This is a genomic window from Bacillus cereus group sp. MYBK101-2, from assembly GCF_051918845.1.
GTDB lineage: Bacteria > Bacillota > Bacilli > Bacillales > Bacillaceae_G > Bacillus_A > Bacillus_A paranthracis.
The window spans coordinates 219,871-232,451 of the sequence record NZ_JBQAIE010000003.1 but is presented as its reverse complement, the minus strand read 5'-3'; the positions used below and the strand labels follow the sequence as shown (position 1 = coordinate 232,451).

Here is a 12,581-nt window from a genome sequence, read left to right as displayed (position 1 = left end):
TTATTCACTCTCCTTTTTTACTTGTAATATAGTACTATGCCTCTTTATAACAATAACTTTTTCTCCGGCATCAATTGGATCATCTGCAATAGCTGTCCAAGTATCTCCATCCACTTTCACAATGCCGTTCGCCTCATTTGTAATCGCTTGCATAACAATCCCTTTTTTACCTGCAAGCATATCTACTGTATCAGTAAAACCTTTTGCTTCTCGAAAGTTTTTTGAAATTCTTTTCGTAAAGAAAGTCAATGTTAAACTTACAATCGCACCAACAATAACTTGTAACAGTAGTGCTTCAGGAACAAACAAAGCAATAAGACCTCCGACAACAGCTCCAATTCCAAGCCAAAGCATGTAAAATGTAATCGACAACATTTCCGCAATAAATAAAATACCAGCTATTATAAACCAAATTACCCAAGCAGCCATATGCAACCCTCACTTTCTTTCTCATTTTCTATATGTATATGAAGAAAAGAATGGTTTATCCGCCCTTTCTCATACGCGGGCGCTTACTACAAGCTATTGTACATTTTCACTGTTACAATGAGTATTATTAAAATACTATATTAATATATTCTTCATTATACATGAAAATCCCTTTCAAAAAGTGACAAAAAATTTAATTCTTTCAAAATTTATTTTTCAAATTATAATTATTATAACTACTGTCATATTTTCCCCAGAAAGGGTGTGTACTTATTGCAAAAACGTTCATTGACTTACTATTTAGGATCGAAAATATGCATTACTCTCGCAGACATCGTATACATAATGATTATTACAACTCATATGTATATCACAACGAAATCAGCTACATTAACTGCTCTTTTTCCATTATTACAAGTCATAACTAATCTTATAGCAAATACATCTGCACCACTTATAATGAATCGTTTTCCATCTTATTCATTACTGTTTACACTACAATGGATAAAAACTGCTCTATTATTTTTATTAATGATATTATTCCCGGTCCTTTCCACAAACATTGTAGTACTATTCATTTTCATTTTTTTCATTTCATTATGTAGTGGCTGGAGCGCTCCATTACTATACGGTATTCTTCCGCGCCTTACACCGAAAGAAAAATTAGTAAAAGTAAATAGTATTTTTTCCTTTTCCACACAAATTGCCCAAGCCGCTGCTTATTCATTTACAAGTGTTATTGTGCTTCTTATCGGTGCTTCTTCTACACTCATGATGAATAATATTTTGATGATTTTCGGATGTGTTGCACTACACTTTTCATTACGATCCATACATACTGAACGAGTAATAGAGCCTTCTTCTTCAAAAGGTGATACTTTATTGGAAGGTTGGAAGCTCTTATTTCAAAACCCTTCTCTCCGTACTGTTACATGTATGGACTTAATTGAAACTTTTGCAGGGACGATATGGATCGGTGCTATTACGATGGCTTATGTAACAACTGTCCTTCATAACGGAGAAGAATGGTGGGGATTTATTAATACAAGTTATTATGTTGGGACGTTAATTGGCGGTCTATTAGCGTGGAAAATGAGTACATACATTCAAAACAATTTAATACGCTCTATGGCGATAGGCTCTCTTCTGTTTAGTATTCTTACATTTTTATATGGTATAACAAGTAGCGGGTTTATTGCGCTATTCCTATGCATTCTAATGGGCCCATGTTACCAAATTAGAGATATTTCTCAAACAACTGTTTTACAATCCAGCGTTGCTCCATCTTTATTATCAAAGATGTATACAGCTCACGGCGCTCTTCTCTCAACAGCTTCTGGCCTTTCTATGCTGAGTGTTGGCATTATTACCGATTTGTTCGGTGTTCGTACAATCTATATTCTCGCTTCAATCCTTATATTGTGCTCTGCTTGTTTATCATTTAACTTATTAAAATATGATAAGACAAAGCAAAAAAACATGTCACTTTAATGAACAAAATAAATAAGACAGGATTTCCTGCCCTATTTATTTATGATAAGTTAGGAGATTTCCGATGCTTTGTCGCTTGTTCAAAAGCGTATGCGAGTTTAATTAAAGTCCCCTCACGAAAAGCAGTGCTTGCAAGCGTAATTCCAAATGGTCTCCCGCTATCCATATATCCCGCAGGTATTGCTATAGACGGATAACCTGCTTTCGCACATATAGTGGAGCCTATATAAGAAGGGAACAGAATCGCATCAAGATTATATTTTTCCAGTGCAAAATCAATGCCTTGTTCTTGTGAAAAATATATATCTTCTAATCTCGCATTCAAATACTCTGGATTTCTTAACGTATTAGGAAAATCTTTTCTTCTTTCTAACTTAGTTTGTCCATATTTCAAAGCCCTTTCTGCTATATTTTCATTAAACTCCATTAACTCTGAAATAGAATGTACTGGAATAGTAGAAGGTAATTTCGAAAGATAGTTATCTAAACTATGCTTTAGTTCATAGAGCGATACTCCCCAGCTCCATTCTCTATGAAAAGATGGAATATTAAATAGAATTGATTTTCGGTCCGTCTTGATCATACTTTGCGATTCTATGAAGGTAATACATAACTAATTCTTTTGAAGTTAATTGCCCAGCTTCCATCATTGCTTGTATATCATAAATTGTTAATTCTTTGTGTAATAGTGCATTGAACTGCATCTCCATTTTCATTCTCCTTCTATAAGTCCTTTTATTAATAACATGACTCTATTACTTTTTCATTTTCTCCGCCCCTCGCATATACAACTTCAATTCCTTTAATAGAATTCAACTCACTAATATAAAACCCTTTTATTTCCTGAAAAATAAAAAGAGTCTGAAACGAATGAATTTACGTTTCAGACTCTTTTATTACTGTGCGTATACTTCATCTAACAAATGTAAAAACTCACCTTGTTTCCCTGCTAATTCAGGGTATTTCGCAATATCAATCCATTCGTAGCAAAATACTAAGCCTTCATCTTCCTCACCGGCACTTACAATATGTTCCCAACTATCCTTTACATCTGTTAGTAATGTTACGTGGAAGAAATGACGTTTTTGATATTCCTTTTTTTCTTTCACATGTATGATGTAATCAGCTAGGAATCGTTCTATGCATAAATGACGTAACCCAGACTCTTCTTGTACTTCACGTAAAATCGCTGCTTCTAGCGTTTCCCCTTCGTCAACTGTTCCCCCTGGCACTTGTATACCAGCTTCAGGTATATCACGATGTTTAAAAACAAGCAGTTGCATAACTCCTTCTTTTTCTCTTGTCACATATGCGTGTACTTTTTTATTATATAACACCGTCATAACCCTTCTCTCCCCTCAATTGTTCACTGCGCTACTTCTTCAAGCGTGAGTTGATTTTCATATAAATATGTAGCTTGTGGATTCCCCACATACCTCACATGCCATGGTTCATATCGATAACCAGTAAGCGACTCCTTCTCTTTCGTATATCGAATGACAAAACCAAATTTATGGGCATTTTCAGAAAGCCACTGCCCTTCTTTCGTTTCACCAAAAATTGTCTCTAACTGAAACTTAGCAGATTGCGATGTAATATCCATAGCAAGCCCCGTTTGATGCTCACTCGTTCCAGGAACTGCACTCGACATTGCTGTTTTTGCTTCTCCATCTTGTTTTTTATACATTGTATTTAACGCTTTTTGTCGATCAAAAGATCTAAATCCAGAAACTGCAAATAAGAAAACACGCTCCTTATCCGCTTGCTGAAACATTTCCTCAAGCGCACCAGCTGCCTCTTTCCTCATTTTTTTCTTTTCTTGATCACCTTCACTTGAGTAGCGCACTTTCGGAATAACTAAATCTGGCGGTTTATACCCATCTGGTAAACGCCTACTTTTATTCACAAGCACAAGCATCGAATTCGGATTACTAATTACCGCAATATCCCCATCCATATTCGCAATCGTTTCTTTCGCTTTCGGAAATATGTTATTTACATTTACCTCGCGCGCCTGCTTATCCTTATACATTTTATAATTAATTCCTGCTACTCCAACAATGAGTATCATCGCTACGATACCAAGTAGTATCCATCTTTTTTTCATATAACGACCTCTTATTTTAATAATTTGGCCATTTCATACTCATCGATGTTCTCTCCATCGATAATAAGAGAAGCTCTTTTGACACCTTCTTTCTCAAATCCAACTTTTTTATATAGTGCCTGAGCTCTTGTATTGTGGGCCATTACCGTTAATTCTAAACGCCATATATCTTGTAATCTTGCCCACTTCTCGACCTCTTTAAACAATCTAGTCCCAATACCTCGCCCGCTATACTCTTGCAAAATACCAATTACAATACTTGCTACATGTCGCTTTCTTTGAATATGATTTCCATTCACTAAAATAAATCCTACTATTCTCTCTTCTTCAACTGCTACGAATATTGTTGTATATTTATTTTCTATAAAGCGATGAATCATTTGTTCTTGTTGCTTGGCTGTAAATTTTCTTTCTCCTGGTTCGTATAACATAAATTTCGTTTCTTCATCTAATTGCTTACTTAATTGCAAAAATGATGCTGCATCTTCTATTTGGATTTCCCTAATCACTTCAATCACCCTACCAGTTTCATAATAAAAAGCTTTCCTTGTAAAAAGATTTTCTCTACTTTCCCGAAAATCCCTTTATAAATCTCCCAGTATAATTTGACAAATTTCGATATTACTATAACAACGACAATTTATGTCTATTCTGTGACGCATCATTAATTACAAAAAACGCAAGCTTTCCACTCACGTTTTTTCAGACTCTCGCATTCATTTCTGTTTCACTTTATCCATTCACTTTTTCTGCCTGCCAGAAATATTCACCAAACGCTTTAGCTAGCGCATCAATCGATCGATTTAGTTCTTCCTCTGTATTATCTACCCCACCAACTTCAATTAATATCGCTTGTCCTGACAAATCTTGATTGTAGACACCATTTCCTGTTTGGAATCCTTTTTGAATGACACCACGACTAACGCCTGGATATTTCTTACTAATCGTCTCATGTAATGCCGTTGCTAATTGCAAGTTTTTTTCATAGTTTTTGTTACCTTTCCCTACTACAAACGCAAGCTTCGCATATGATTTATCACCGATTATTTTTGTCGTGACATTTTTCCGAGCACTATCACGATGTAGATCAAAGAAGTATTGTAATTCTTTATTGCCGGCCATTGCTTCTTGTACAATTTCCCGTGACATTTTATAAGAACTATTGCTATTTAATCCTTTACTAATCAACTTTTGCCCAACATCAGTCTTGTCGTTAGTTGCTCCGATTCCTTCATTTGCTAATTGTTCACGAAATCGGTCGCCGACTATTGAAATATTCGTTACGGAACTTGTGGCTTTATTCGGATTTGGATCATTTGTTAAATTCAATAATGGCAAATAAGATTCCCAGCTATGCGAATGATAAATAAATGCAACTTGTCGTTTTCCTGTCGTTTGAGCTGGTTGCTTTTTCTCTTTATTCGTATCCGGCTTTTGAGCCTGTCCACCTTCTCCAGTCCGTTCTTTTACTACTTCTTCAAGTGGAACGCTCGACTCTATAGGCAAGTTAGAATAATTTGTTCCTTCACCCGCAATAACAATTTCTGTATCGTACTTACCGAAACCAGGTAGCTCTTTACCGACAAAACTGCGTACATCGTTAAAACGAATATTCGTAGCCATAGAAAAGAGAAACGAAGATATTGAAAAATCTTGATTTAAATTTCGATATTCCTGTGTAAAATAATGATTCTCTTTCCCAAGAACGTACATGTAACCATTCATTGATAACTCATTTAACCAATTATATAAATACTTTGACTTTGTCTCTTTCATAGAGGTTACCATCATACTAATAAGAAAAAAAGTCGCTAGTACTGTAGCAATAATAAATAATACTAACTTACGTACACTCGTGAATTTCACATAAAAAAAGCCTCGATTCATACTATCACCTCTCTATTTCAAGTTATGTACAAGCTCTAGAGAATAGACCGTCTAAATTCAGGCTATATTGTTAATGAGGTGAAATGAATTGAAACTACTAATAGGAACACTACCCGTTGTACTATCATTTATTTTTTATTGGCTTGCTAAGCATCCTACCATCCGTGTTGCGTTACATATTTCAGCATATCTAGCACTTTATGCACTCGGTACAATCATTTCTATTCATATATATGATGTTTTAATACAAGACTTAGTTTTTATGACAAGTATCCATGGGATTTTACTAAATCCATTTTTTCTTATATCAGGAGCGTATATAGGGATATACACTTTATACCTACTTTTGTCCTACATTATTACAAATATAAAAAATGGAGCGCAATGAAATGCAACCACCGTTCATCTGTCATACATGCAAAAAAAGAATTACGCGAAAGAAAGATCTTATTACTACCACATGGTACTTCCGCTTTTATGTATTTCATATTGATTGTTTTAAACGACAGCAAGTGTTTCTCTCACGATTTATCCCTGTGAATACACTTATTAATTTCTTTCTTATTATATATGGGCTGATTGTTGGTAGCATTCTTATGACTGTAGAGCCATCTATCATTTGGCTTGTTTTCTTACTTCCAATTTTATATCGGTTTCTTTCCTATTATTATGTTGAACGTTTTTTCTCTAAATGAAAGTTAGACTTTCCTCTAGGAATACTTAAACATTCCCACTCATTTTCTTTTAACATTTTACCAATGTAAATCATTTGTCCAATATGCAAAGCATAATGAGAAATTTGTCTTTCAATTGCTTGCATGACAGTATGTGCTTCACCGCGAATATATACCGTCTGCAATAAATGTTCTGACGTTAGTGCATTCATCGTTTTAAAAACATATTCCCAACCTTCATTCCATGCTGCGAGTACCTCTTTCTTAGAAGAATAACCACCTTCAAATTCAGCATCTCGGTTACGATCTATTTTTTCACCGTCAGATGTTAAAAAATCCGTCCATCTAGAACGCATATTACCGCGCAAGTGCTTAATTATGATTGCTATGCTATTTGTTTCTTCATGAGAAGACCATTCAATCTGTTCATATGATAATTGTGAAAGCACCCGTTCCCCTTGTTTCTTTGTTGCTTTAAAATTGGAAATGGCACATTGTAAATATTCTTGTCCAATATCCATGTTCTCCCGCCTTTACATTAACTAATTTTTGTTCCATTTGGTAATTCCATATTAGGCTGCAGTAATACAACATCACCAGCTTCAGGTACTCCTCCTAAAACAAGCACTTCTGATTTAAATCCAGCTACACGTTTTGGCGGGAAATTTACAACAGCAACGATTTGCTGACCAATTAAATCGTCCGGGTTATATCTCTTCGTAATTTGAGCACTTGACTGCTTCATTCCAAGCTCCCCAAAATCAATTTCTAGTTTAATCGCTGGAACTCTCGCTTCTTTAAATTCCTCTGCGTGTGTTACAGTTCCAATTCTTACATCCAAAGTTAAAAAATCTTCAAAATTAGCCATTTTATCACTCCTTCCATTTATTACTTAGACAAAACCTAAAAATCCCCTTTAAAAAAAGAAAGGCGCCTAAGCACCTTTCTTTTGTAGTTCACTTGATTCATTTGATTTATAGAAGAAGAAACCGAGAATGCCGCCGATACATGACGGGATTAACCATCCTATTCCTTCTTTATATAATGGTAACATTTGTAACACGTTAGAAATCGCTTCAATTTTAATATTCGCACTTTCTAAACCGTTAAAGAAACTAACTAACAATGCACCTAAAATAGCTCCAATATAAATAGTATTACGCTTCCCAATCCATTTATGGAAGTAAGAAAGTACGATCAATACGATTGCAACTGGATAAATGATCATTAACACTGGTAAAGTAACTGCGATTAATTGTGTTAAACCTAGGTTAGATACAATTAAACTAAATACACATACCATTGTTACAATTGTTTTATGCGAAAGTTTTGGGAATAAGTTTGTAAAGAAGCCAGCACAAGCTGATGTTAATCCAACAGAAGTTGTTAAACAAGCAAGTACAATAACAAGTCCTAATAAAATTTTACCACTTGTTCCATATAACTCATTTACAACATTCGTTAAAATAAGCCCACCATTCTCTGATACCCCAAGTGATGTACTTGTTGAACCAAGATAAGCAAGTGATAAATAGATTAACGTTAAACCAAGTACAGCGATAATACCTGATACTACTGTTATTTTTGCAATTTGATTACTCTCTTTTATTCCTTTAGAGCGGATAACTTGTACAACTACAATTCCAAATACAAGCGCACTAATTGCATCCATCGTTAAATATCCTTGAATAAATCCACCAAAGAAAGCATTTTCCTTGTATGCCTCTAGCGGTGCAGCTGGTTCTCCAATCGGATCAACAATTGCCTTTCCGACAATTACAGCAACAATTAATACTAACAATGGTGTAAGAAATTTCCCGAACCAATCCACTAATTTTGATGGATTTAAAGATAAATACCACGTTATTCCGAAGAAAATTATAGTGAAAAGAAATAGCATGTACCATTCGGAAACTAATGCTTCTGATAAAAATGGCTTCATACCCATTTCAAATGAAACGGCTCCCGTACGCGGAATCGCGAAAAAAGGTCCAATCGCTAAATAACTAATTAATGGGAAAACAAACGCAAATATAGGGTGAACTCTAGAAGATAGCGCTTTCAAGTCCCCCTCTACAAACGCGACAGCTGTTACAGCTAATAGGGGTAATCCGACTCCCGTTACAAGGAATCCAATTGTAGCAACCCAAACATTCTCTCCAGCTTGTTGCCCTAAAACTGGTGGAAAAATTAAATTTCCTGCCCCTAAAAATAGTGCAAATAACATTAAACCAATTGCTACCGTATCACCTGGCCTTAAACGTCCCTTCATGCTTTTCATTTGCATAGCACTTTTTCATTGTTTATCTCTATTTTCACAATATGCTATGCATCCTCCTCTCTGTTCAAGCTGATAAAATATGCCCCTTACAAAGCAGTGTCTTTCTCCATAATTTCTCCAGTCCCCTTATTTTTACTCTAATTATTAATTTTGATTTTTGATTTTTTTGAATTTTTAAATCGTTAGAGTGGTATTGCGTGGAGTATAGTTGTCAGACCTCTTTGTTTTTATCACACATATAGTAACATATTTAGTTGAAAAATAAAAACATATTTTCAAATTGACTTTTTTGAAAATCAAAATTATCTACATTTTTTATTCTTTTGCACAAATATTGTTTCAGACTCACTTATTATCCTATCGTTATTTTCAAATAATTTTATACACGTAACATAACAAAAGCCATCCAACATAATTAGACGGCTTTTGCATATTATTCTATCGTTTCAACTTCACTTGGATTTTTCATCTCTTCCACATACACCACTCTAAATCCGTGATCTTCTAAATCTTTCAATAACGTCTCTAATTCACCATCTTTAAACTCTTCTCCTAATGTAAACATAATTCTACGAACTAATAAGGCATCATTATCAAAAGTCATTAAACTTTGGATACCTGTATATTTTTTTAATACTGTCGATAATTTTTGAATAGCCCCATTATAATCTTGTGTCCCAATCATGACAGAATATTTACTAGAATGAACGCCCCAAGCGTCTTCTAATAACTCAAAAACTTTTTTATGCGTTAAAATCCCAAGAAAGGCTCCTTTTTCATCAACTACTGATAAATAAGGTAACTTTTTTATTGTAAAAAATACTTTAAAGAACGAAGAATCTTCTCTGACATATCCTTCTTTATCGTTTAATAATTGTAATACACTTTCTTCCAACGAACCTTTATATTCTAAAATATCTACTTTATATATATTCCCTAAATACTTCTCTTTTTTTTCATCTAAAACTGGTACACAACGATAGCCAGTTTTATTTAAATGCTCCAGCGCTTCCGCTATTGTAATTGAACTTGAACAAAATAAAACTTCTCTCTTCGGCACATAATTTCCTTTAATCCTCATAAATAGCCTCCTTATGTTAAAATACTTTCTGTGCCATAACTATATTATATTTTCAGAAAAAAATAAATAATTTATTTTATTTTTCTGAAAATTATTCATTTTCTTGTCATAATTTATTCACGTTTCATTCAATTCTATCCACTACAATACTAAACTTCTTTAAGAAAAATATATTGTAACTTACTCCGAAAAAAGCTAAAATAAGAATAAGAATTTTCTGAATATTCAAAGAGTAGGTGATTACATGTCTTTATTGCGCTCACATATATATAAATTTATCGTTGGTGTTCTCATTATATTTATCATTAGTCCTATTCCAACTTTATTCATTACACATAAATACTCATACATCACCGGCTTTATAAGCATTTTCCATAACTTCGCACAACTTTCTTCGATGACAATTCCAAAGATTGATTGGATGCACGAATCTATCTTTTTCTCAGCAAATCAGATGGTACATACTGCTAATCAATCAACACCGTTATTCCCTTACATGTGGGAAATATATTTTTTATCGATTGTTCGTTTTACCTTTACTCTTGCAATCGGATTCTTCATCAGCTTAGGGATTGGCCATTTATTTTTTAAAGCACCTCAATCGGTTAAAAAGTTCGCTTCTTTATTAAGATGGATTCCTTATTCTTTATGTACTGTATTATTACAATGCGCAGTCTTATTACTACTCCTATACATCACAAAATTTATAAAGATTCCTTACTACTCATCTTTTATCATCGTTTGTAGTACTTCCATGATTATCGTTATGCAAGCAATAAAAAAATGGATTCCTTTCTTAAGTAATACAAATGAATATGAAATAAAACAAGCTTCTTTCCTTGTAGATACATTGTTTTTAGCGCTTACTTCGAATCATAAATCTATTTTAGGTTCCATTATTCTTTCATTCGTTTTTATGGAATGCGTTTTTCACGCAAGTGGACTATTGCAATTTATCGTTCAATTCGGCGGAAATGCACCTATTATTGTTACAATTAGCTTATTACTTTTGTATATCCCGTATTGTATACTCTCATTCCTTCAAACACTATGGACGACAAACCACTTTAAACAACAATCATACGCTTTAACGAGAAGTATTCCAAAACCTTAATTTGAAATAACCCTCTAGAATCTGAAAGTAGAGGGTTATTCCTTTTGTATAGCGGACAAAATAACAGCAAATTCAAAAACCATTGCAGAAACATACCAATATTTACCCTTTTTCTTTGACTATTCTTTTCATTTGGATTTATTATAAAAGTATAACATAATTGCAGGAGGTGACATCTTTATTCCAAGCGACGGAATAGAGAATACACTTGGACATATTAAATATTTTTCTCATCATTGTACTTATCCTTATTTCCGGCTTTTTCGTTGCATCAGAATTCGCTGTTGTAAAAGTACGAAAAAGTCGAATTGACCAGCTTGCAAATGAAGGCAATAAACAAGCTTTAGCTGCAAGAAGTGTCATATCTAATTTAGATGTTTATTTATCAGCTTGTCAGCTCGGGATTACAATCACTTCTTTAGGGCTTGGTTGGCTTGGTGAACCGACTGTGGAACATTTACTACGACCGCTCTTTGAAAAGATTAATATTACTGGAACAATGGCAAATACTTTATCCTTTATTATCGCTTTTAGCGTGATTACATTTTTCCATGTTGTATTAGGTGAATTAGTTCCAAAGTCTTTTGCAATTCAAAAAGCAGAGGCAATCACGCTTAAGTTTGCACGACCACTTATTTTATTTGATAAAATTATGTACCCGTTCATTTGGTTACTTAATAGTACGGCTATCTTTTTCACAAAACTACTCGGTTTAGAACCTGCGAAAGAAAATGAACTGGCCCATTCTGAAGAGGAACTACGACTCATTTTAGGTGAAAGTTTCAAAAGCGGCGAAATAAATCAAGCCGAATATAAATATGTAAATAATATTTTTGAATTTGACGACCGAGTTGCGAAAGAAATTATGGTCCCTCGTACAGAAATGATTTGCTTATCTACTGAAAATACGTTAGAAGAAAATATGGATATCGTCGCAACTGAAAAGTATACACGCTACCCTATCATCGAAAAAGATAAAGATGATATTATCGGTATGATCAATACGAAAGAAGTATTTCATGATCAAACGAAGGGCATTCATAAGCCACTTGAATCTTACATACATCCAGTACTAACTGTCTTTGAAACTGTTCCAATTCGCAAAACGTTAGTTCATCTACAAAAGAATCGCGTTCAGATGGCAATCGTTATGGATGAATATGGTGGTACGGCTGGACTTTTAACAATGGAAGATATTCTCGAAGAAATTATTGGAGAAATTCAAGATGAGTTTGATGCAGATGAATCACCTATGATTGAAAAACGTACGCCTAAACTTACTGTTCTAGATGGAAAAGTACTTATTTCTGAAGTAAATGATATGTTTGGCTTACATATTGATGAAAGCGACTTAGATACAATTGGAGGCTGGCTATTATCGCAAGCAGTTGACGTAAATATTGAAGCTGGCTACTCCATCGAATATGCCGGTTTTCAATTTAAGGCATTAGAACTTGATGGACATCAAGTGAAAAAAATTGCTGTACATAAATTAGATATAAAAAAGGAGTTATAAA

15 protein-coding genes and 1 pseudogene are annotated in these 12,581 nt (G+C 34.0%); 5 read left to right on the top strand and 11 right to left on the bottom strand.

Features of this window, described 5'->3' with window-relative positions:
• Positions 1 to 429, bottom strand: coding sequence for an NfeD family protein (locus ACTFSI_RS10375; protein ID WP_000741988.1), 429 nt, complete (start codon positions 427 to 429; stop codon positions 1 to 3).
• A gap of 273 nt (positions 430 to 702) precedes the next feature.
• Here ACTFSI_RS10375 and ACTFSI_RS10370 point away from each other — a divergent pair, with 273 nt between their 5' ends.
• The gene (locus ACTFSI_RS10370) at positions 703 to 1,920 is read left to right on the top strand and encodes an MFS transporter (RefSeq protein ID WP_138322114.1); all 1,218 of its coding nucleotides are present in this window, start codon (positions 703 to 705) and stop codon (positions 1,918 to 1,920) included.
• A 40-nt stretch (positions 1,921 to 1,960) separates the two neighbouring features.
• Here ACTFSI_RS10370 and ACTFSI_RS10365 read toward each other — a convergent pair.
• From ACTFSI_RS10365 to spoIIP, 6 genes and pseudogenes are all read right to left on the bottom strand, one after another.
• Positions 1,961 to 2,470 (bottom strand): annotated as a pseudogene (locus ACTFSI_RS10365) (amidase); the annotation flags it as partial.
• Entirely contained in the window at positions 2,469 to 2,630 is a 162-nt protein-coding gene (locus ACTFSI_RS10360; RefSeq protein ID WP_000425813.1) for a hypothetical protein, read from the bottom strand. The gene ACTFSI_RS10360 and the pseudogene ACTFSI_RS10365, both read right to left, overlap by 2 nt.
• Before the next feature lie 186 nt (positions 2,631 to 2,816).
• Positions 2,817 to 3,263, bottom strand: a complete 447-nt coding sequence (locus ACTFSI_RS10355; protein WP_044790773.1) for an NUDIX hydrolase — start codon at positions 3,261 to 3,263, stop codon at positions 2,817 to 2,819.
• Positions 3,264 to 3,286: 23 nt separating this feature from the next.
• A complete protein-coding gene (locus ACTFSI_RS10350; RefSeq protein WP_044790772.1) occupies positions 3,287 to 4,027 on the bottom strand; it encodes a M15 family metallopeptidase in 741 nt (246 codons plus the stop codon).
• Positions 4,028 to 4,038: 11 nt separating this feature from the next.
• Positions 4,039 to 4,536, bottom strand: coding sequence for a GNAT family N-acetyltransferase (locus ACTFSI_RS10345; protein ID WP_044790771.1), 498 nt, complete (start codon positions 4,534 to 4,536; stop codon positions 4,039 to 4,041).
• A 223-nt stretch (positions 4,537 to 4,759) separates the two neighbouring features.
• Positions 4,760 to 5,914: a stage II sporulation protein SpoIIP gene (spoIIP, locus tag ACTFSI_RS10340; RefSeq protein ID WP_440045372.1), complete on the bottom strand. Its 1,155-nt coding sequence runs from the start codon at positions 5,912 to 5,914 to the stop codon at positions 4,760 to 4,762.
• Between the two features lie 88 nt (positions 5,915 to 6,002).
• Here spoIIP and ACTFSI_RS10335 point away from each other — a divergent pair, with 88 nt between their 5' ends.
• Entirely contained in the window at positions 6,003 to 6,302 is a 300-nt protein-coding gene (locus ACTFSI_RS10335) for a hypothetical protein (RefSeq protein WP_000770750.1), read from the top strand.
• 1 nt (position 6,303) lies between these two features.
• Positions 6,304 to 6,609 (top strand): permease, encoded by a 306-nt coding sequence (locus tag ACTFSI_RS10330; protein WP_138322116.1) that lies wholly within the window; start codon positions 6,304 to 6,306, stop codon positions 6,607 to 6,609.
• Here ACTFSI_RS10330 and ACTFSI_RS10325 read toward each other — a convergent pair.
• From ACTFSI_RS10325 to cbpA, 4 genes are all read right to left on the bottom strand, one after another.
• Entirely contained in the window at positions 6,582 to 7,109 is a 528-nt protein-coding gene (locus tag ACTFSI_RS10325) for a DUF1572 domain-containing protein (RefSeq protein WP_000351072.1), read from the bottom strand. The genes ACTFSI_RS10330 and ACTFSI_RS10325 overlap by 28 nt on opposite strands.
• A 17-nt stretch (positions 7,110 to 7,126) precedes the next feature.
• Positions 7,127 to 7,456 (bottom strand): chaperone CsaA, encoded by a 330-nt coding sequence (gene csaA / locus ACTFSI_RS10320; protein ID WP_044790769.1) that lies wholly within the window; start codon positions 7,454 to 7,456, stop codon positions 7,127 to 7,129.
• A gap of 66 nt (positions 7,457 to 7,522) precedes the next feature.
• Positions 7,523 to 8,860 (bottom strand): branched-chain amino acid transport system II carrier protein BrnQ4, encoded by a 1,338-nt coding sequence (brnQ4, locus tag ACTFSI_RS10315; RefSeq protein ID WP_396021588.1) that lies wholly within the window; start codon positions 8,858 to 8,860, stop codon positions 7,523 to 7,525.
• A gap of 442 nt (positions 8,861 to 9,302) precedes the next feature.
• Positions 9,303 to 9,950 carry a cyclic di-AMP binding protein CbpA gene (gene cbpA, locus ACTFSI_RS10310; RefSeq protein WP_001220502.1) on the bottom strand — a complete coding sequence of 216 codons (648 nt, stop codon included), beginning with the start codon at positions 9,948 to 9,950 and terminating at the stop codon, positions 9,303 to 9,305.
• A 244-nt stretch (positions 9,951 to 10,194) separates the two neighbouring features.
• Between cbpA and ACTFSI_RS10305 the strand changes: the two genes are divergently transcribed.
• Both ACTFSI_RS10305 and ACTFSI_RS10300 read left to right on the top strand, forming a co-directional pair.
• Complete coding sequence (locus tag ACTFSI_RS10305; RefSeq protein WP_000055302.1) at positions 10,195 to 11,064, top strand: hypothetical protein; 870 nt, start codon at positions 10,195 to 10,197, stop codon at positions 11,062 to 11,064.
• A 208-nt stretch (positions 11,065 to 11,272) separates the two neighbouring features.
• Entirely contained in the window at positions 11,273 to 12,580 is a 1,308-nt protein-coding gene (locus ACTFSI_RS10300) for a hemolysin family protein (protein WP_000353747.1), read from the top strand.
• The last annotated feature ends 1 nt before the right edge of the window (position 12,581 follow it).

Bases quoted from the DNA above. Each gene is read 5' to 3' on its own strand.
- ACTFSI_RS10375 (WP_000741988.1), bottom strand. From the start codon at position 429: ATGGCTGCTTGGGTAATTTGGTTTATAATAGCTGGTATTTTATTTATT.
- ACTFSI_RS10360 (WP_000425813.1), bottom strand. From the start codon at position 2,630: ATGGAGATGCAGTTCAATGCACTATTACACAAAGAATTAACAATTTAT.
- ACTFSI_RS10355 (WP_044790773.1), bottom strand. From the start codon at position 3,263: ATGACGGTGTTATATAATAAAAAAGTACACGCATATGTGACAAGAGAA.
- ACTFSI_RS10350 (WP_044790772.1), bottom strand. From the start codon at position 4,027: ATGAAAAAAAGATGGATACTACTTGGTATCGTAGCGATGATACTCATT.
- spoIIP (WP_440045372.1), bottom strand. From the start codon at position 5,914: ATGAATCGAGGCTTTTTTTATGTGAAATTCACGAGTGTACGTAAGTTA.
- ACTFSI_RS10330 (WP_138322116.1), top strand. From the start codon at position 6,304: ATGCAACCACCGTTCATCTGTCATACATGCAAAAAAAGAATTACGCGA.
- ACTFSI_RS10325 (WP_000351072.1), bottom strand. From the start codon at position 7,109: ATGGATATTGGACAAGAATATTTACAATGTGCCATTTCCAATTTTAAA.
- csaA (WP_044790769.1), bottom strand. From the start codon at position 7,456: ATGGCTAATTTTGAAGATTTTTTAACTTTGGATGTAAGAATTGGAACT.
- brnQ4 (WP_396021588.1), bottom strand. From the start codon at position 8,860: ATGAAGGGACGTTTAAGGCCAGGTGATACGGTAGCAATTGGTTTAATG.
- cbpA (WP_001220502.1), bottom strand. From the start codon at position 9,950: ATGAGGATTAAAGGAAATTATGTGCCGAAGAGAGAAGTTTTATTTTGT.
- ACTFSI_RS10305 (WP_000055302.1), top strand. From the start codon at position 10,195: ATGTCTTTATTGCGCTCACATATATATAAATTTATCGTTGGTGTTCTC.